Origin of the sequence: Burkholderia sp. SRS-25, assembly GCF_004343765.1 — a bacterium.
GTDB classification, from domain to species: domain Bacteria; phylum Pseudomonadota; class Gammaproteobacteria; order Burkholderiales; family Burkholderiaceae; genus Burkholderia; species Burkholderia contaminans.
In genome coordinates this window covers 171,048-189,769 of sequence record NZ_PTXM01000018.1, presented here as the reverse complement: position 1 = coordinate 189,769, position 18,722 = coordinate 171,048, and the positions used below count along the sequence as shown (strand labels likewise).

Genomic DNA, 18,722 nt, shown 5'->3' with positions numbered 1-18,722 from the left:
AGCCGGTAGCGCCGCCCGCGCGCTGCACGTCTACACGTCACGCATGCAGCAGGCGCGCCGCTTCGCGCTGTTCGATCGCGACCGCGCGGCGGAACGCGTCGCGATCCTCGGCGCGCGCGACGTAGTCGCCGAGCACGCCTTCGTGCGGCAGCAGATGCGCGTCGAACGCGATCTTCAGCGTGCTGGCGAGCAGCAGGTCGGCCGCGGTGAAGCGGTCGCCGATGAGCCATGGACTCTGGGCGAGCGCTTGCGCGAGTGCGCGCTGCACGCGCGTGATGTTGCCCCAGCCGAACGCGACCGGATTGCCCGACGCGCCGGTGAATTTTTCGGCCATCGCCGGTTCGAGGCAGGTCGGCGTGAAGAACATCCATTGGAGGAAACGGCCGCGCAGCGGATCGTCGGGCGCGACGCCGAGCCCGGCGCCCGGACAGCGGTCGGCGAGATAGAGCAATACGGCGCCGGATTCGGCGAACGGCACGCTGCCGTCGTCGAGCGCGGGCAGCTTGGCCATCGGGTTGACCTGCACGAACGCGTCGCTGCCCTGTTCGTGCGAACGCAGGTCGATCGGCACGAGTTCGTACACCACGCCGAGTTCTTCGAGCATCCACAATGCCCGGAACGCCCGGGTCTTCGGCCAGTAGTAGAGCTTCATCGTGCCTCCGCGTTTGGGTGCAGCTGTCGGTCCGGTGGATGCTCAAGCGTACCCGAGCAGCGGAGGTTCGGACAGGGGCGCCCGGCTAGGGGTGCCCGACGAGGCGTGGCCATCGGTGAGATGGCCGGGTGCGCTGCGTGTCGAGCGCGAATCGGATGGAAGGCTGGGTAAAGCCTTGTGTCATAAGAAGGTTTATTAATAACTAGTAATATTAAGACTAGTTATGAATGTGGTGAAAAGCCTGGCGTGAACCGGCCTTCCTCGCAAGGCATCACGAAGCCCGCTGCGCCCGCACATACGGCAACACTGGCATCCTGACGCAATCGCTGAAGCATCGCGAAACAGGAATATCCCGGGAGACAACTCACACATGGCAAACGACGATCGCACCACGATCATTCCGAGAAGGACGCCGGAATCGGCGGCGATGGTGGCGGAGGTCAAGCGGGCGATGTCGATCGCCGCGCGGATCAATCGCCTGACGTTCGACGATGCCGCCGAGGTTCGCACATTGTTCGGAGAACTGATCGGCATGCAGGTGGACGACGGCTTCGTGTTGGTCCCGCCGTTCCATGCGACGGGCGGCACCGGCATGAAGCTCGGGCGCAACGTGTTCATCAACCAGAACTGCACGTTCTACGATCTCGGCGGGCTCGAGATCGGCGACGACGTGATGATCGGGCCGAACGTCAGCCTCATCACGTCCGGTCATCCCGTCGAACCTTCGCGGCGGCGCGACTTCGTTCTCGCGAAGCAGATCGTGATCGAACGGAACGTGTGGATCGGCGCCGGCGCGACGATCATCGGCGGTGTGACGGTGGGCGAGAACTCGGTGGTCGCGGCAGGGGCCGTCGTCACGCGGGACGTTCCGCCGAATGTGCTGATCGGCGGCAATCCGGCAGCGGTCATCCGGTCGATTGCCGAGTAATGCGGCTCGAGCGCGCGTGCCCGTTCGATGCAGTCTCGTTGGACCGATGTGGATAACCCGCCCCCAAGGCGACTCGAAACGCTGTGCATTTGAATGGTGAGGGTGCCGCCGAGGCCGTCTGGACGGGGCTTTCCGGTAAATGCCCGCTAGCCGTCGGCGAATGCGCGGGCCGTTCCAGTCGATGGTCTGGCGAAGGTCGCGTCGAGAGAGCTGTTGTGGATATCCTCACGCCGAAACGACTCGGCGCCCTGTGCATTTCACAGGTGAGGGTCACCGGATGATACGGAATGCATGAAGCGGGTTGTGGACAACTCGCCCTCGAAACGACGCGAAATGCTGTGGAATTCAACGGTGAGGGTCGGCGCCCGATCGGGCGATGCGCCTGTCCTGGCGCGGTTTTCCGGTCTTTGCGTGGTTCGAAGCGTCGCGCATTCTAGCCGAACGCGCGCATGTGTGGCCGAACCGTGCGTGCGCCGCGAAGTGGATATCCGCTTCCGGAAGCTATCCCGGAAGGCCGTGCATTTTAGCGGTGAGCGTGAGCGCGTGGTCTGCAATACGCAGATTCGCTGCGCATCGCCGCGTTCGCAAGCAGCTCGAAACGCTGCGCCATGCAGCGGCGAGCGTGAAAACGCGATCGGTGGTCGGCGCGGCAAGACGTGATCGTTCGGCCAGCGGTTCCGTCCGAAGCGGCGTGCAGGTCCGGTTCGGACGCGAGCGTGCGAGCGGGGACAACGCGAGCCCCGTGTGGATATCCGATCACCGAAACGACTCGCGACACTGTGCATCTCGACGGTGAGCGTCAGTGCCCGATCGTCCGATGAGCCGCTACCAGCATGGATTTCCCGCTGATCGCACTCTCCGTGGTACGCATCCGTGATCGCATCGGAGGATGCGCATGCATGTGGATATCCTGCGCCCCGGACCACTCGAAGCGCTGTGGTTTTCAATGGTGAGGGTGCCCGCGTGGCGGGTCGGCAATGCCGGATCGGGCGTGGATAACCGCCGTCGCAGACACTCGAAGCCCTGTGCAATTCAATGGTGAGTGCGAGCCCGCGATTGTGCAGCATGCGCGTTCCGCCGTACATGTCCGGCCGATAAACCCGCTCGCGTCCCAGCGTGTTTCAACGGTGAGTGCAGGCTGGCGATTGCGCAGCATGCAGGTTCCGGCGTGCCTGTTCGGCCGATAAGCCCGCTCCCGACCCAATGCATTTCCATGATGAGCGGGAGCCTGAGATTGCGCAGCATTCGGGTTCCAGCGCGCCCGTCCGGCCGACAAACCCGCTCGCGTCCCTGAGCATTCGAACGTTGAGGCGAACTGCCGACCGACGCAATACAGCCTCACCGATGTGGATATCCGCAGTTGAAGCTCACTCGCCGCGCTGTGGATTTCAATGGTGAGCGTCGAGGCAAGAGCCAAACGCATGCCGACAACGATGTGGACATCCTGGCCTCCACGCCACTCGAAACGCTGTGCAATCGATCGGTGAGCGCGCAAGCCCGGTCGGCCAAGGGGCGAGCCGTTGTGGACATCCCGAGCCGCCGACCAATCGCAACGCTGTGCATTTCAATGGTGAGGGTCACCGCCACGAGACGCTGAAACCCTTGTCACACGGGGCGCGAGCGTTACCCGCCACCTACCCGGGCCACCGTCGGACCGCCACGCGTTTCCCCGGCAAACGACCCGCCCGCTCCGACACGTCGCCGATCCCGCTCTACCGCCGTGCGCGAAAACTCTCTCAAATCCCGGCAAAAAGCTGCGCGGTTTTTCTCACAGACGGCCCGTCCGAGCAAGATGAGAAAAAACATTCTCGGCTGCACGCGAAAAAATAGAGCCATTCGCAGCCGCCAGTCACGCGTCGCCCGACGCCCTGCCGAGCCGCGCAGAACAGCACAATCCGGAGACATCCCCCCATGACTGCCCGCCTGCCCGTCGACGGCACGCCTGCCCTGTCCGACTACCGCCTGACCGACAACCTGACCGCGACGCGCGGCCGGATCTTCCTGACCGGCACGCAGGCGCTGGTTCGCCTGCTGCTGATGCAGCGCACGGTCGACGCCGAACAGGGGCTCAACACGGCCGGCTTCGTCAGCGGCTATCGCGGCTCGCCGCTCGGCATGGTCGACCAGCAGCTGTGGAAGGCGAAGAAACTGCTCGACGCCGGCGGCGTGCGTTTCCTGCCCGCGATCAACGAGGAACTCGGCGGCACGGCCGTACTCGGCACGCAGCGCGTCGAGGCCGATCCCGAGCGCACGGTCGAGGGCGTGTATGCGATGTGGTACGGCAAGGGCCCGGGCGTCGATCGCGCCGGCGACGCGCTGAAGCACGGCAACGCGTACGGCTCGTCGCCGCATGGCGGCGTGCTCGTCGTCGCGGGCGACGACCACGGCTGCGTGTCGTCGTCGATGCCGCACCAGAGCGACTTCGCGATGATCGCGTGGCACATGCCGGTCGTGAACCCGGCGAACATCGCCGACATGCTCGAATTCGGCCTGTACGGCTGGGCGCTGTCGCGCTACTCGGGCGCGTGGGTCGGTTTCAAGGCGATCTCCGAAACGGTCGAATCGGGCTCGACCGTCGACCTCGACGCGTTGCAGACGCAGTGGCCCGCGCCGGAAGGCTTCACGCCGCCGGCGGGCGGCCTGCACAACCGCTGGCCCGACCTGCCGAGCCTCACGATCGAAGCGCGCCTCGCCGCGAAGCTCGACGCGGTGCGCCATTTCGCACGCACCAACAGCATCGACAAGTGGATCGCGCCGAGCGCGCAGGCGAACGTCGGCATCGTGACCTGCGGCAAGGCGCACCTCGACCTGATGGAAGCACTGCGCCGCCTCGACCTGACGGTGGCCGATCTCGACGCGGCCGGCGTGCGGATCTACAAGGTCGGCCTGTCGTATCCGCTCGAAATGACGCGCGTCGAAACCTTCGTCGACGGGCTCGCCGAAGTGCTCGTGATCGAGGAGAAGGGCCCCGTCATCGAGCAGCAGATCAAGGACTACCTGTACAACCGCACGGAAGGCGCGCGCCCGCGCGTGCTCGGCAAGCACGACGCCGCCGGCGCCTGCCTGCTGTCGGAGCTCGGCGAGCTGCGTCCGTCGCGCATCCTGCCGGTGTTCGCCGACTGGCTCGCGCGCCACAAGCCGGCGCTCGACCGCCGCGAGCGCGTGGTCGACCTCGTCGCGCCGCAGATCCTGTCGAACGAGGCGGACGCGGTGAAGCGCACGCCGTACTTCTGCTCGGGCTGCCCGCACAACACGTCGACGAAGGTGCCGGAAGGCTCGATTGCTCAGGCCGGCATCGGCTGCCACTTCATGGCCTCGTGGATGGAGCGCGACACGACGGGGCTGATCCAGATGGGGGGCGAGGGCGTCGACTGGGCCGCGCACGCGATGTTCACCAACACGAAGCACGTGTTCCAGAACCTCGGCGACGGCACCTACTTCCACTCGGGTATCCTCGCGATCCGCCAGGCGGTCGCCGCGAAAGCGAACATCACGTACAAGATCCTCTACAACGACGCGGTCGCGATGACGGGCGGCCAGCCGGTCGACGGCAGCATCTCGGTGCCGCAGATCGCGCGGCAGGTCGAGGCGGAAGGTGTGTCGCGCTTCGTCGTCGTGTCCGACGAGCCGGAGAAGTACGACGGTCATCACGGCCAGTTCCCGCCGGGCACGACGTTCCATCACCGCAGCGAACTCGACACCGTGCAGCGCGAGCTGCGCGAGACGCCGGGCGTCACCGTGCTGATCTACGACCAGACCTGCGCGGCCGAGAAGCGCCGCCGCCGCAAGAAGGGCGAATTCCCCGACCCGGACAAGCGCCTGTTCATCAACGACGCCGTGTGCGAAGGCTGCGGCGATTGCGGCGTGCAGTCGAACTGCCTGTCGGTCGAACCGCTCGAAACACCGCTCGGCCGCAAGCGCCGCATCGACCAGTCGTCGTGCAACAAGGACTACTCGTGCGTGAACGGCTTCTGTCCGAGCTTCGTGACGGTCGAAGGCGCGGTGCTGAAGAAGGCCGCCGGTGCCGCATTCGACGAAGCCGCGCTCGCCGCGCGCGTCGACGCACTGCCGGTGCCGGCCACGCATCTCGACGCGGCGCCGTTCGACATGCTCGTGACGGGTGTCGGTGGCACGGGCGTCGTGACGGTCGGCGCGCTGATCAGCATGGCCGCGCACCTCGAAGGCAAGAGCGCGTCGGTGCTCGACTTCATGGGCTTCGCGCAGAAGGGCGGCTCGGTGCTGTCGTTCGTGCGGATCGCATCGAGCGACCGCTGGCTGAACCAGGTGCGCATCGACACGCAGCAGGCGGACGTGCTGCTCGCGTGCGACATGGTCGTCGGCGCGAGCGCCGAGGCGCTGCAGACGGTGCGTCACGAGCGTTCGCGGATCGTCGTCAACACGCACCGGATCCCGAATGCGTCGTTCGTGCAGAACCCCGACGCGAACCTGCACGCGGATGCGCTGCTCGAGAAGATGCACCACGCGGCCGGCGACGGCTACCTGTCGAGCTGCGACGCGCAGGCGCTCGCCGCGAAGTTCCTCGGCGATTCGATCGGCGCGAACATCCTGATGCTCGGCTACGCATGGCAGCTCGGCCTCGTGCCGGTATCGCTCGCGGCGATGATGCGCGCGATCGAGCTGAACAACGTCGCGGTGCCGATGAACAAGCTGGCGTTCTCGATCGGCCGGATGGCGGCCGGCGACGCGGCGGGCCTCGATGCGTTGTGGAACGCGCGTCACACGGTGGCCGCGCATGCCGCGCCGGAGACGCTCGCCGAGCTGATCGCCGATCGCGAAGCGCGTCTCGATGCTTACGGCGGCGCACGCTATGTCGAGCGCTACCGTGCGCTCGTGAGCGCGGCACGTGCAAAGGGCGACGACGCGCTGACGCGCGCGGTCGCGACGACGTTCTACCGGCTGCTCGCGGTGAAGGACGAATACGAAGTCGCGCGGCTGTACACGGACGATGCGTTCCGCACGGCGCTCGAAGCGCAATTCGAAGGCGTGCCGGGGCAGGCCTATCGCGTGAAGTTCAACCTGGCGCCGCCGATGGTCGCGAAGGCCGGCCGCGACGGCAGCGCACCGAAGAAGCGCGTGTTCGGCCAGTGGATGTGGTCGGTGTTCGGCATGCTGGCGCGCGTGCGCAGCCTGCGCGGCACGTGGCTCGATCCGTTCGGCCGCACCGTCGAGCGCAGGATGGAGCGCGCACTCGCCGACGACTACGAGACGACGCTCGCGCGTGCGCTCGCTGCAACGACCGCCGGCAATGCGGCGCAGGTCACGCAACTGGCCGACCTGCACGCACGCGTGCGCGGCTTCGGTCACGTGAAGGTGCGCAACCTGGCCGGCGTGAAGCGCGCGGAACGCGAGCTCGCACTGCAGCTCGGCATCGAAGCGGCGACGAGCGCGGCCGTGCAGCACGCGCTCGACGAGATGAAGGGGGCGGGGATGCTGAAGGGGATTCCGGTCGTCGTCGCGAAGTAACGCGAACGCGGGCGGATGTGAAAACGGCGACGCGCGAGCGTCGCCGTTTTTTATCGGGAAGCCGCCGCGTCGAGGCAGCAGCCGAGCCTTTAGACAATGCCTTTCTTGCGCGTCGACAGCGCGGTTTCCGACAGGTCGATCTCGCGGAGCAGCTTCGTCAGCGTCTCATCGGAAATCTTGCTCTCGCTGCGCAGCCGATACAGCGCGGAGCGTTCCGCGCGCACGGCGGCGATCCGCATCTGCAGTTCCATCGTTTCGGTCTGCTTCGCTTCCGCGCGCGGCGTGGGGCCGTCGTCGGCGAGCGTCGCGAGGCGGCGGCGGTACTGGTCCATCACGCGTGCTGAAATGTCCGCGCAACGCGCGGCGCCCGATTCGTCGAGATCGACCGAGATCGCGTCGTGCGACGAATCGATCGCGCGGATCGCGGCCTGCGCGGCCGCCGCGCGCGCGGCGCGTTCCTCGTCGCCGAGCGGGCTGCGCGACGAACGCACGCCGCGCAGCAGCAGCGGCAGGCCGATCACCGCGACGACGAGCGAGCCGAGGATCACGGCCGACGCGACGAAGATCGCCGTATCGCGGCCCGGCAGCGGCACGCCGTCGGACAGCGCGACCGGAATCGACAGCACGCCGGCGAGCGTGACCGCGCCGCGCACGCCGCCGACCGTCATCACCGCGATCGTGCGCACGCCGGCCATCGTGCCCGCGAGGCCGTGGCGCGCGGCGCGACGGCTCGCGAACCAGCGCAGCAACCAGACCCACAGGAAGCGGATCGCATACAGCGCGAGCATCATCGCGCAGACGTTGAAGATCATCCGGCCGACGAGCGCGTCGCTCGTGTGGTGCGCGTCGACGAGCGTGCGGCCGATGATGTGCGGCAACTGCAGCCCGAGCATGATGAACACCATGCCGTTGAACACGAACTCGATCATCGCCCACGTGCTTTCGGCACGCACGCGCGACGCGACGGTGCTTTTACGCGAGAAGCTCGTGTAGTTCATCATCATCCCGGCCGACACGGCCGCCAGCACGCCCGACAGGTCGAGGTGCTCGGCGAACAGGTAGGCCGCGAACGGTACGAGCAGCGTCATCACGATGCCGGGGGCCGGATCGCCTTCCTGCTCGGCGTTCAGGAAGCGGGTCGACAGCGCGCTGAACGCCCACGACACGATCGCGCCTGTCGCAAGCCCGCCGGCCGCGACGATCACGAACGTGACCGATGCGTCGCGCAGCGAGAACATGCCCGTCAGCGCGGCCGCGATCGCGAATTTCAGCGCGACGAGGCCCGACGCGTCGTTCATCAGCGCCTCGCCTTCGAGGATGTGCATCAGCTGCGGCGGAATGCGACCCTTGCCGGCGATCCCGGACAGCGCGACCGCGTCGGTCGGCGACAGCACGGCCGCGAGCGCGAACGCGATCGGCAGCGGCAACTCGGGTATCAGCCAGTGCGCGAAGTAGCCCACTGCGAGTACCGTCATGAACACGAGCCCGAATGCGAGCATCAGGATCGCGCGGCGCTGCAGGTACAGCTCGCGCTTCGGAATCCGCCAGCCGTCCGCGAACAGCAGCGGCGGAATGAACAGCAGCATGAAGATTTCGGGATCGAACGTGACGTGCAGGTTCAGCTTCGGCCACGCGAGCATCGCGCCGAACGCGATCTGCATCAGCGGCAACGGCAGTTGGAACGGCAGGATGCGCGTGACGGCGCCGGACAGCGCGACGGTCAGCAGCAGGATCAGGACTGTGAAGACGATTTCCATCGATACGGCGAATACGGGGAATGAAACGATCGTACGGAGTGTAGCGTGCTGGCGTAACGGCTGCGTTCGAGCGGCCGGTGCGCGCGCACGAAAACGGTGCGCGCGACCTGCGCCGGGATGGTGCGGCAACCCGGCGCGAGCCGCACGGCGCAAGGATTGTCGGCGCCTTGCACGGAGCTTGCTTCAGGTTGGGCAGCCGTCCGGCGTCGACCGGGCAACCGAGGGTCCAACCAAGACATTGCACGCGCCGCTCGCTGCGTCGGGCGCCGCGTTCGAAGGCAATACCAGGAGGAACGCATGACGATCGTGCAACAGGAGCGTCCGGCCGCCGCGTCGCCGTACCGGTTCGAGCGGGAGGTGAGTTCCGGCTTCGAACGTCTGGCGACGCAGCACCGCGACATGACGCTCACGACCGTATTCCAGCCGATTTTCAGCCTGTCGCACCAGCGTGCGGTGGGTTACGAGGCGCTGCTGCGCGCGCACGATGCGCTCGATCGCGCCGTGTCGCCGCTCGACGTGTTCGGCGAAGCCGCGCGCCAGGGCGAGCTGCTGCAGCTCGACCGGCTCGCGCAGGCGCTGCATCTCGAGAACTTCGCGCTGCTCGGCGCCGAGCGCGAGTGGCTGTTCCTCAACGTGCATCCGGGCGTGCTCACCGACCCGTTCCAGGCGGCCGCGCTGCTCGCGAACCTGAAGCGGCTCGGCATGCCGCCGCGCCGCGTCGTGCTCGAAGTGCTCGAACAGCGCGCGGAAGACGTCGAGCGGCTTGCCGAGGCCGTGCGCGAATTCCGCACGCACGGCTTCCTGATCGCGCTCGACGATTTCGGCGCGGGTCACTCGAACCTCGAGCGGATCTGGCAACTGAACCCGGACATCGTGAAGCTCGACCGGATCATGCTGTCGCACGCGGCGCACCGCACGGGGCTCACCGCGATCCTGCACGGGCTCGTGACGCTGCTGCACGAGGCCGGCAAGCTGGTGCTCGTCGAGGGCATCGAGACCGAGCACGAGGCGCAGATCGCGTTGTCGTGCGAGGCCGATTTCGTGCAGGGCTATTACTTCGGCCGGCCGGCGCCGGGGCTGCCGGACAGCGCGGCCGCGACGGGCTGCATCGGCGAGCTGACCGAGCGCTTCCGGCAGCAGACCGACGCGCGCGAGCGGCGCGATGCGCAGCGGCTCGCGCCGTACCTGCGCGCGTTCGAACGTGCGGCCGAGCGTCTCGCGGCCGGCGAGCCGCTCGACGAGGTGTGCTGGAACTTCCTCGCGATCGACGCGGCCGCGCGCTGCTTCCTGCTCGACGCGCACGGCCGCCAGTCGGGCCGCAACGTCGTGCTGCGCGCCGACCGCGCGCTTGCCGAGGCGCGCTTCTCGCCGCTGGCCGACGCGCAGGGCGCGAACTGGCTGCGCCGGCCGTATTTCCGCTCGGCGATCGCCGAGCCGGGGCGCGTGCAGGTCACGCGGCCGTACCTGTCGATCAACGAGGCGCAGCCGTGCGTGACGCTGTCGGTGGCCGTGCGCATCGGCGACGCGCAGCGCGTGCTGTGCGGCGATATCGACTGGCGCGACGACGAAGCGGACGCCGGCTAGCGCCGCGCGCATCGGCGCCGGCGGATGCGGCGAGCGGAACGGGGCGTCCGTTGCGTTCGCCGTGCGCTTCCCCGACAATGGCCCGACTGCGGCCATCGTGACCGCGAGCGCGCCGTCCCGGGGGCCACCATGGCGGCGAATAACAAGGAAAACACAATGAAAAGACCGATTTCGCTGACCATTCTCGCGTGGATCATCATCGTGACCAACGCGATCACGTGCGTCTATACGCCGTTCACGATCGGCATGCCGACCACCCAGGCGCTGCTGTCGCACTACCTGCTGCCCGTCTGGGCGACGCTCGGCATCAGCGTGATCCTCGAAGCCGTGAACGTCGTGATCGGCATCGCGATCCTCAAGGGCCGCGAATGGTCGCGCAAGGCCTATATCGCGACGGCCGTGTTCGGCTTCGCGTTCTCGTTCGTCAACATGCCGGCGTCGATGTATGCGGTGCTGATTCCCGGCGCCCTGCTGTTCGCGCTGTTCGTCTACCTGATGTTCCGGCGCCCCGCGACCGCGTATTTCCGACAGGCCCTCGCGTGAGCGTCGTGCGTAACGCGCTGGCGATCGTGCTGTTCTCGATCGCCGGCTTATGCGTGATCGCCGCGCAGATGGCGGCGTTCATGAAAGTCGGCCACGCGGGCGCGACCGCCGTATTCGTCGCCGTGCTGTTCGCGGTGTCGGCCGTGCTGCTCGCTGCGGGCGCGTTTGCCGGCGCATTCCTGCCGCGTGCGCGCGGCGCGGGCATCGTGCTGCTCGTCGCGGCCGCGACCACCGCGCTCGGGATGGTGGGCTGGGGGATGCTCGTGCTCACACCGGCGATCGTCGACGTGATGCAGCAGCAGGGCGCGTACTTCAACGCGCGCATGTTCCGGTTCGCGCCGGGCGCCGCGGTGACCGGCTTGTCCGCGCTCGTCGGCGTGTGGCTCGTGCGGCGCGGTTGACGGCGTCGTTCACGGCGCGGCGGCCGGCACGCTGGCGTCCGTCACGCGGCTCGGCTAGGATGCGCGAATTGTCCTGACGAATCGCGGGCCGCCCATGAACCGAAACACCGCCTCCTCCTCCGTTCTCCTCGAAGTGATCGCCACGACCGTCGGCGATGCGAAGGCCGCCGCCCGCGCGGGCGCCGACCGCCTCGAACTCGTGACCGCGATCACCGAGGGCGGGCTGACGCCGAGCGTCGGCCTGATCGAAGCCGTCGTGGCCGCCGTGCCGATTCCCGTCAACGTGATCGTGCGGCCGCACAGCCGGTCGTTCGTCTATGACGCCGACGATCTCCGCGTGATCGAACGCGACGTGCGCGCGGCCGTCGCGGCCGGTGCGAACGGTGTCGTGTTCGGCGCGCTCGACGCACGCGGCGACGTCGATCTCGATGCACTGGCGCGCATCGCGGCCGCGGCGGACGGCCGCGCACTGACCTTCCACCGCGCGTTTGACGTCTCGCGCGATCTCAACGCCGCATTCGACGCGCTGCTGCGCGTGCCGTCCGTCACGTCGGTGCTGACGTCGGGCGGCCATCCGTCGGTGCTCGATGCGGTCGCGACGATCACGCGGCTGGTGCGGCAGGCGGCAGGCTCGACCTGCACGGTGCTGGCTGGCTCGGGGCTCACGGTCGATGCGGTCGGCGATTTCGTCCGCGCGACCGGCGTGCGCGCGGTGCATTTCGGTTCGGGCGTGCGGCCGCGCGGGGAGGTGCTGGCGCCGGTCGATCAATCACTCGTCGAGCGCGTGCGCGCGGCGATCGACGGCGCGGCGGCACACGTGTGACGCACACGGCGCACGGTAGCGGCCGCTGCCGCGCGCGCCGAGACGACACACCGGTACGCCGGCGGGAAGGGCGGGCTACATGACGGGCGTGTCACCCGCCACGCCGGGCGGCGCGCGTGGCGATCCGGTGCAGACGATCGGATGAAAAAAAGCCGGGACGCATCCCGGCTTTTTCATGTGGCGAACGAACTCGCCGTGGGTACCGCTTACGCGTTCGCCGCCATCGCGTCCGCATCGCTCGAACGGATGCCGAGGCGTTCGAACAGCGCGCGGTCCTTCTGCGACTGCGGGTTGCTCGTCGTCAGCAACTGGTCGCCGTAGAACATCGAGTTCGCGCCGGCGAGGAAGCACATCGCCTGCAGGCCGTCGTCGAGCTGCTCGCGGCCGGCCGACAGGCGCACCACGGCCTTCGGCATCGTGATCCGCGCCACCGCGATCGTGCGCACGAATTCGAACGGGTCGAGCGGCGCGGTGCCTTCGAGCGGCGTGCCTTCGATTGCGACGAGGTTGTTGATCGGCACCGAATCCGGATACGGGTTCAGGTTCGCGAGCTGCGAGATCAGGCCCGCGCGTTCGCGGCGCGATTCGCCCATCCCGATGATGCCACCGCAGCACACGTTGATGCCCGCGTCACGCACGCGGTCGAGCGTGTCGAGGCGATCCTGGTAGGTGCGCGTCGAGATCACCTGGCCGTAGAACTCCGGCGACGTGTCGAGGTTGTGGTTGTAGTAGTCGAGGCCCGCGCTCGCGAGTTCCTGCGCCTGCTCGTCTTCCAGCATGCCGAGCGTCATGCAGGTCTCGAGGCCGAGTTCCTTCACGCCGCGCACCATCTCGGTCAGCGCCGGCATGTGGCGCTCCTTCGGGTTGCGCCACGCGGCGCCCATGCAGAAGCGGCTCGCGCCGTTTGCCTTCGCCGCGCGCGCGGCGTCGAGCACCGCGTCGACGTCCATCAGCTTCTCGGCCTTCAGGCCCGTGTCGTGGTGCGACGACTGCGAGCAGTAGCCGCAATCTTCCTCGCAGCCGCCCGTCTTGATCGACAGCAGCGTCGACAGCTGCACCGCATTCGCGTCGAAGTGCTCGCGGTGCACCTGCTGCGCGCGGAAGATCAGGTCGTTGAACGGCAGCTCGAACAGCGCGACGACGTCGGCGACGCGCCAGCGCTGCGAGACCGGAGCGGCCACGGGAATCGCGTCGGGTTGCACGGTGGCGGCAGTCTGGGCTTGGGTCATATCGTTTTCCTGTCCTGGTCGGGGATGAGGGATCGGGGGATCTGTTTCGGTTGGGTCAATGCTGCGCGGTGCGCAGCGTCTCGACGAGCGCGGCGATGTCGAGCATCGCCGCGGCGGATTCGGGATCGGCCGGGCTCATGTGCGGAATGCGGCCGAGCAGCGGCGCGCCGTGCTCGCGCGCGAGCCAGTCGCGCATCGTTGCAATGTTCTCGTCGGGGAACGACATCGCCGGGTCGACGTGGTTCGCGACCCAGCCGGCGAGCTTGAGGCCGCGCGCGGCGATCGCGTCGGCGGTCAGCAGCGCGTGGTTGATGCAGCCGAGCCGCACGCCGACCACGAGCACGACCGGCACGCCGAGCGCGATCGCGAGATCGGCCATGTCCTGCGTGTCGTTCATCGGCACGCGGAAGCCGCCGGCGCCTTCGACGACGACGATCTCCGCGCGCGTCAGCGCTTCGCGATGGCACGCGACGATCGTGTCGATGTCGAGCGTCACGCCTTCCTGCGCGGCGACGATATGCGGCGCGGCCGGTGCCTTCAGCAGGAACGGCGTGCGCAGCTCGGACGGCAGCACGACGTTCGCGGCCGCGTCGAGCTGGTCGGCATCCTCGTTGCGCCACACGCCGTCGCGCTCGTACGCGCCGGCCGCGACGGGTTTCAGCGCGGCTGCGCGCATGCCATGCCGCGCGAAGGCGTGCAGCATCGCGGCCGATACGAAGGTCTTGCCGATTTCGGTGTCGGTGCCGGTAACGAACAGCGAGAGCGGGGCGGTCATGCTGCAGTCTCCCGCCGGGCCGCCCCAGGGGAGGCTGCAGCCCCCTCGGGGGGCAGCGAACAAGGTGAGCGTGGGGGCTGTTCTGCCTCCCGCCGGGCCGCGCCAAGGGAGGCTGCAGCCCCCTCGGGGGGCAGCGAACGAAGTGAGCGTGGGGGCTGTTCCGTCTCCTGCACGGCCTGCGCCTCGCTGGCTTCGATCAGCGCGGCTTCGAGCCGCGCGAGATCGTCGAACGAATGCGCGGCCGACAGCGACACGCGCAGCCGCGACGTGCCGACGGGCACCGTCGGCGGCCGGATCGCGGGCACCCACAGGCCATGCGCGTCGAGCGCGCGCATCGCAGTAAGCGTTGCGTCGTTGCTGCCGATCACGAGCGGCTGCACGGCCGTGTGCGAATCGACCGGCTGCCAGCGCGTGTTGCGCAGCAGCGCGCGTGTGCGGTCGATCAGCGCGGCGAGATGCGCGCGTCGCGCGTCCCCTTCGTCGCCCGCGATCACCTTCAGGCTGGCCGATACCGCGTGCGCGACGGCCGGCGGCGCGGCCGTCGTGAAGATGTAGCTGCGCGCGCGCTGGATCATCCATTCGATCACGGTCTCGTGCGCGATCACGAACGCGCCCGCGACGCCGGCGGCCTTGCCGAGCGTGCCGACGTACACGAGATGCGGCGAGCGCAGCGCGGCGGCCGCGAGCGCGCCGCGGCCCTGCGGGCCGAGCACGCCGAAGCCGTGCGCATCGTCGACGACGAGCCACGCGCCGTGGCGTTCGGCCAGCGCGACGAGCTCGGCGAGCGGCGCGATGTCACCGTCCATGCTGAACACCGTGTCGCTGACGATCAGCTTCGTTTCGGCATCCGATGCGTCGAGCAACGCGGCGAGCGCGGCCGTGTCCGCATGCGGATAGACCTGCACGTTCGCGCGCGACAGCCGCATGCCGTCGATCAGCGACGCGTGGTTCAGCGCGTCGGAGAAGATCGTCGCGCCCTTGGCCGTCAGCGCTGTCATCGCGGCGAGGTTCGCCATGTAGCCGGTGCTGAAGTACAGCGCGCGCGGCGCGTCGGAGAAGCCGCCCGAGAAGGCGGCGAGTTCGTCTTCGAGCGTCGCATGCGCACGCGAATGGCCGCCGAGCAGGTGCGAGCCGCCGCTGCCGGAGCCGTAGCGCTGCGCGCCTTCGGCGAACGCGGCGACGAGCGCCGGATGCGCGGCGAGGCCGAGATAGTCGTTGCTCGCGAAGCCGACGATCTCGCGGCCGTCGACGGTCATGCGCGCATCGCACGCGGTGTCGGCGGTGCGGCGCACGCGGCGCAGCCCTTGCGCGTCGAGCTCGGCGAGGCCGCGTTGCAGGGTATCGAGCAGAGGGTTCGTCGCTGCCTCCCGCCGGGCCGCCCCAAGGGAGGCAGCCGCCCCCTCGGGGGGCAATGAACGAAGTGAGCGTGGGGGCTGTTGTGTCATCCAGCGATCTCCGCGAGCGTTGCATCGAGCGTGTCGCGCGTGCTTTGCGCGAGCCACGCGATGTCGTCGTCGCTCATCACGTACGGCGGCATCAGGTACACGGTCGAGCCGATCGGGCGCAGCAGCAGCTCGCGTTCCAGCGCGCGTTCGAAGAAGCGTCGCGAGAAGCCGCGCGCCGCGTCGCCGTCGAGCGCGACGTCGAACGCGAACAGCGTGCCGCGCTCGCGCAGGTGGCGTACCTGCGGGTGGGCGTCGAGCGGCGCGAGCGCTGCGCGCAGCGTCGCCGACTTGCGGGCATTGGCCGCGAGCACGTCGTCGCGCTCGAACAGGTCGAGCGTCGCGACCGCCGCGCGGCACGCGAGCGGGTTGCCGGTGTACGAATGCGAGTGCAGGAAGCCGCGCGTCGTGTCGTCGTCGTAGAACGCGGCGAACACGTCGTCGCGCGTGAGCACGAGCGACAGCGGCAGGTAGCCGCCGCTGATGCCTTTCGACAGGCACAGGAAATCGGGCCAGACGCCGGCCTGCTCGCACGCGAAGAAGGTGCCGGTGCGGCCGCAGCCGACCGCGATCTCGTCGGCGATCAGGTGCACGCCGAATTCGTCGCACAGCGCGCGCAGCCCGCGGACGTACGACGGATCGTGCATCGCCATGCCGGCCGCGCACTGCACGAGCGGCTCGACGATCAGCGCGGCGATCCGGTCGCCGCGTTCGACGAACAGGCGCCGCACGTCCGCCAGCGCACGGCTCGCGACGTCGGCGGCCGTTTCGCCCGGCAGCGCGCCGCGTGCGTCGGGTGACGCGACGACGTGTGCATGCCGGATCAGCGGGTCGTACGCGTCCTTGAACAGCGCGACGTCGGTCACGCCGAGCGCGCCGATCGTCTCGCCGTGATAGCTGTTCGCTACACAGACGAACTCCTGCTTGTTCGCGCGGCCGCGGTTGCGCCACGCGTGGAAGCTCATCTTCAGCGCGATCTCGACCGCCGACGCGCCGTCCGACGCGAAGAACGCATGACCGAGCGTGCGCGCGGTGAGCGCGTGCAGCCGCTCCGCGAGCTCGATGGCCGGCTCATGCGTGCAGCCGGCGAGCATCGCGTGCTCGAGCGTGTCGAGCTGGTCCTTCAGCGCCGCGTTGATGTCCGGGTTCGCATGGCCGAACAGGTTGACCCACCACGAGCTGATCGCATCGAAGTAGCGGCGGCCGTCACGGTCGTACAACCACAGGCCCGCGCCGCGTGCGACGGGGATGAGCGGCAGGCGCTCGTGATGCTTCATCTGGGTGCAGGGATGCCAGACCGCGCGCAGGCTGCGCGCGACCCAGTCGTCGGTGGCTGGCGTACTCAAGGCGACTCCGGGGGATAAAACGGCTGCGCGGCATCGACGGGATGCCGCGCGGCGGGATACGAAACGCGCTGAGATTAGCGTGTTCCGCGACCCGTTGCACTACCGGTTACAAACGCCGCAAAGCCTTGTCCGGCGGGAGTTCGGCGCAGATCGGGGCGGCTCGGGACGGTACGGTTCAGATGTCCCGAAATGACCGCAGATGACGACGTTCGAGTGAGCCCCCCAACCGAAAAAAATCGTGGGCCGGCGGGCGGCGGCGGGGTGAAAAATCGGGGCGCGAAGGGCGAGTCGATGGCGCGTAATGATGTGGCCCCACGTGATCGGAACACGCTCGACGGTGAGCGGTGACAAGAGACATGCAGGCGCGGGGTTGCGAGACGGCGCATTCGCGCTGGACACGCGTGGGGTGCCGCATGGGCGACGAAAGGGAGGAGAGGAGGAAAACGAAAAACGGCGGCGGCGGCCGCCGTTCGTCAACGCGAAGCCAGCGCCGGCGTGCCGGTGTCGCGTGCGTTGCTGTCGTCGCTGTCGGCCGTTTGCGTCGCGTTGTTCCACACGACCCGGTCGTTGACCGCATACAGCCTGCACGAACCTGCGCCCTGCTTCGCGCAGTTGTCGAGCGCGAGCGCCATCGGATCGTCGCCGCCTTCGGCCCACGACCACGCGCCTTCCGACGACACCGCGAACGCGCGGCTCGGATGCTGGTTCAGGAAGCGGCGATAGCCTTCGCGGCCGGCTTCGTCGACATACGGCACCGCGTTGACCGAGTCGATCGACGCATAGCCGCTCGCCTTCGGCTCGTGCGGGTTCGCGACTGCGTAGCGCACCGAGGTCGGCAGGTTCAGCTGGGCGAGGAACGCGTTGACCGCCGGCCACCACACGGGCACGCCGTCGCGATCGACGATCAGCCGGTGCGCGTCGTCCTTGTAGCGGCCGAAATCGATGAACTGGGCCTGCGTGCCGTGCGAAACGTAGGCGCCGTGCATTTGCGCGACGAGCCCGGGCGTCCACACCGAATCGTTGTCGCCGTACAGCCACAGCGACCGCACGGCCGTGTGTGCGCCGTACTGGTCGAACGCGTCGACGAGGTTCTTCTGCCAGCCGTCGCAGAGATCCTGGCGCAGCCCGCCGGAGAAGTTGATGATGCCGCGCACGCCCGGTGCGGCTTCGGTGCCGTACGCGACCGATACGAGGCCGCCGTGCGACGTGCCGGCGACGACGATGCGCGACGCATCGACGTACGACTGGTGGGACATGTAGCGCACTGTCGCGTCGACGTCGGCCGCCTGCGCGAGGCCATTTTTGCCGACGTTGCAGCCTTCCTGCTGGTACGTGCCGTCCGAGCCCGCGAAGCCCTGGCGGTTCGGCGCGATCACCGCATAGCCGCGGCGCACGAATTCGCGCGCGAACGCGAGCGGCCGGCTGCGCGGCTGCAGATGGAGATCGCCGGTGTTCTTGCCGTGATTGAAGACGACGAGCGGGAACGGGCCGGGGCCGTTCGGCTTGAAGAGCGTGGCTTCGAGCGTGACGGTGCCCGATGCGTCGGCCGGAATGCGGAGGATCTGTTCGTTCAGGTCGGCGGCGACCTGCGGCAGGTTCGAATCGCTGTAGTCGAAGCGTTCGGCGTGGGCGAGCGACCCGCTGGCGCCGGCACCCGTCCCTGAATCTGCGCTCGGCAGCGTACCGGCCTGAGCGGCCGACAGCGCACACGCCGCCATCCATCCCACCAATACCTTGCTGAACGCCATTCGTAAGCCC

At 68.5% G+C, this 18,722-nt stretch carries 13 protein-coding genes; 6 read left to right on the top strand and 7 right to left on the bottom strand.

Translation table 11 applies throughout. From position 1 onward, the window contains the following. Positions 1–37: 37 nt before the first annotated feature. Positions 38–652: a glutathione S-transferase gene (locus C5O79_RS25220; protein ID WP_122474389.1), complete on the bottom strand. Its 615-nt coding sequence runs from the start codon at positions 650–652 to the stop codon at positions 38–40. Between the two features lie 370 nt (positions 653–1,022). Here C5O79_RS25220 and C5O79_RS25215 point away from each other — a divergent pair, with 370 nt between their 5' ends. Together C5O79_RS25215 and C5O79_RS25205 are read left to right on the top strand one after the other, a co-directional pair. Continuing rightward, positions 1,023–1,580, top strand: coding sequence for a sugar O-acetyltransferase (locus tag C5O79_RS25215; protein ID WP_122474388.1), 558 nt, complete (start codon positions 1,023–1,025; stop codon positions 1,578–1,580). A gap of 1,911 nt (positions 1,581–3,491) precedes the next feature. Then, a complete protein-coding gene (locus C5O79_RS25205; RefSeq protein ID WP_131931829.1) occupies positions 3,492–7,064 on the top strand; it encodes an indolepyruvate ferredoxin oxidoreductase family protein in 3,573 nt (1,190 codons plus the stop codon). A gap of 89 nt (positions 7,065–7,153) precedes the next feature. On the opposite strand, the gene C5O79_RS25200 is transcribed toward C5O79_RS25205, so the two are convergent. Then, the gene (locus tag C5O79_RS25200; protein WP_122474385.1) at positions 7,154–8,821 is read right to left on the bottom strand and encodes a Na+/H+ antiporter; all 1,668 of its coding nucleotides are present in this window, start codon (positions 8,819–8,821) and stop codon (positions 7,154–7,156) included. Positions 8,822–9,118: 297 nt separating this feature from the next. Between C5O79_RS25200 and C5O79_RS25195 the strand changes: the two genes are divergently transcribed. The 4 genes from C5O79_RS25195 to C5O79_RS25180 all read left to right on the top strand — a co-directional run bounded on the left by C5O79_RS25195 (position 9,119) and on the right by C5O79_RS25180 (position 12,172). Beyond that, entirely contained in the window at positions 9,119–10,405 is a 1,287-nt protein-coding gene (locus C5O79_RS25195) for an EAL domain-containing protein (protein WP_122474384.1), read from the top strand. Between the two features lie 156 nt (positions 10,406–10,561). After that, on the top strand, positions 10,562–10,948 hold the full coding sequence (locus C5O79_RS25190) for a hypothetical protein (RefSeq protein WP_122474590.1): 387 nt from the start codon (positions 10,562–10,564) through the stop codon (positions 10,946–10,948). Further along, positions 10,945–11,349 (top strand): hypothetical protein, encoded by a 405-nt coding sequence (locus tag C5O79_RS25185; protein ID WP_122474383.1) that lies wholly within the window; start codon positions 10,945–10,947, stop codon positions 11,347–11,349. Before C5O79_RS25190 ends, C5O79_RS25185 begins: the two co-directional genes overlap by 4 nt. Before the next feature lie 94 nt (positions 11,350–11,443). Beyond that, positions 11,444–12,172 (top strand): copper homeostasis protein CutC, encoded by a 729-nt coding sequence (locus tag C5O79_RS25180; RefSeq protein WP_122474382.1) that lies wholly within the window; start codon positions 11,444–11,446, stop codon positions 12,170–12,172. Between the two features lie 206 nt (positions 12,173–12,378). On the opposite strand, the gene bioB is transcribed toward C5O79_RS25180, so the two are convergent. From bioB to C5O79_RS25155, 5 genes are all read right to left on the bottom strand, one after another. Further along, positions 12,379–13,401, bottom strand: coding sequence for a biotin synthase BioB (gene bioB, locus C5O79_RS25175; RefSeq protein WP_046544302.1), 1,023 nt, complete (start codon positions 13,399–13,401; stop codon positions 12,379–12,381). 55 nt (positions 13,402–13,456) lie between these two features. After that, on the bottom strand, positions 13,457–14,176 hold the full coding sequence (gene bioD, locus C5O79_RS25170) for a dethiobiotin synthase (RefSeq protein WP_122474381.1): 720 nt from the start codon (positions 14,174–14,176) through the stop codon (positions 13,457–13,459). Beyond that, entirely contained in the window at positions 14,173–15,621 is a 1,449-nt protein-coding gene (bioF, locus tag C5O79_RS25165) for an 8-amino-7-oxononanoate synthase (RefSeq protein ID WP_122474380.1), read from the bottom strand. Before bioF ends, bioD begins: the two co-directional genes overlap by 4 nt. Next, positions 15,618–16,964: an adenosylmethionine--8-amino-7-oxononanoate transaminase gene (gene bioA, locus C5O79_RS25160; protein WP_122474379.1), complete on the bottom strand. Its 1,347-nt coding sequence runs from the start codon at positions 16,962–16,964 to the stop codon at positions 15,618–15,620. The genes bioF and bioA overlap by 4 nt, the downstream gene beginning before the upstream one ends. Before the next feature lie 473 nt (positions 16,965–17,437). Beyond that, the gene (locus tag C5O79_RS25155) at positions 17,438–18,712 is read right to left on the bottom strand and encodes a CocE/NonD family hydrolase (protein ID WP_047852283.1); all 1,275 of its coding nucleotides are present in this window, start codon (positions 18,710–18,712) and stop codon (positions 17,438–17,440) included. Between the last annotated feature and the right edge of the window lie 10 nt (positions 18,713–18,722).

Bases quoted from the DNA above. Each gene is read 5' to 3' on its own strand.
- C5O79_RS25220 (WP_122474389.1), bottom strand. From the start codon at position 652: ATGAAGCTCTACTACTGGCCGAAGACCCGGGCGTTCCGGGCATTGTGG.
- C5O79_RS25215 (WP_122474388.1), top strand. From the start codon at position 1,023: ATGGCAAACGACGATCGCACCACGATCATTCCGAGAAGGACGCCGGAA.
- C5O79_RS25205 (WP_131931829.1), top strand. From the start codon at position 3,492: ATGACTGCCCGCCTGCCCGTCGACGGCACGCCTGCCCTGTCCGACTAC.
- C5O79_RS25200 (WP_122474385.1), bottom strand. From the start codon at position 8,821: ATGGAAATCGTCTTCACAGTCCTGATCCTGCTGCTGACCGTCGCGCTG.
- C5O79_RS25195 (WP_122474384.1), top strand. From the start codon at position 9,119: ATGACGATCGTGCAACAGGAGCGTCCGGCCGCCGCGTCGCCGTACCGG.
- C5O79_RS25190 (WP_122474590.1), top strand. From the start codon at position 10,562: ATGAAAAGACCGATTTCGCTGACCATTCTCGCGTGGATCATCATCGTG.
- C5O79_RS25180 (WP_122474382.1), top strand. From the start codon at position 11,444: ATGAACCGAAACACCGCCTCCTCCTCCGTTCTCCTCGAAGTGATCGCC.
- bioB (WP_046544302.1), bottom strand. From the start codon at position 13,401: ATGACCCAAGCCCAGACTGCCGCCACCGTGCAACCCGACGCGATTCCC.
- bioD (WP_122474381.1), bottom strand. From the start codon at position 14,176: ATGACCGCCCCGCTCTCGCTGTTCGTTACCGGCACCGACACCGAAATC.
- bioF (WP_122474380.1), bottom strand. From the start codon at position 15,621: ATGACACAACAGCCCCCACGCTCACTTCGTTCATTGCCCCCCGAGGGG.
- C5O79_RS25155 (WP_047852283.1), bottom strand. From the start codon at position 18,712: ATGGCGTTCAGCAAGGTATTGGTGGGATGGATGGCGGCGTGTGCGCTG.